Annotated in this window: 1 protein-coding gene; it reads right to left on the reverse strand. The window is 68.8% G+C overall.

Annotated elements, in window-relative coordinates; genetic code table 11:
* Positions 1 to 253, reverse strand: a 253-nt coding sequence (locus CVH10_RS22615; RefSeq protein WP_181244702.1) for a substrate-binding domain-containing protein, incomplete at both ends; no start/stop codon positions are given.

The following is a 253-nucleotide window of genomic DNA, read 5'->3' on the forward strand; positions in this document are numbered from 1 at the left end:
GTCGGCGCCAGCGTTCTTCTTGAGCGCCGCGACGATGTCGCTGCCCTTCACGCCGACCGGATCGTTCTTCGGCCCGATCAGCACGAAGTCGTTGTACATGACGGGCAGCCGCTGGGCCGCGAAGCCTTCGGCGACGAACTTCTCTTCGGCCGCGGTGTCGTGCACGAAGAGCACGTCGGCATCGCCGCGCCGGGCCATGTCGATGGCCTGGCCGGTGCCCACGGCCACCACCTTGGTGTCGACGCCGGTCGCC

Source organism: Halomonas sp. ND22Bw (genome assembly GCF_003011945.1).
GTDB lineage: Bacteria > Pseudomonadota > Gammaproteobacteria > Pseudomonadales > Halomonadaceae > Halomonas > Halomonas halophila.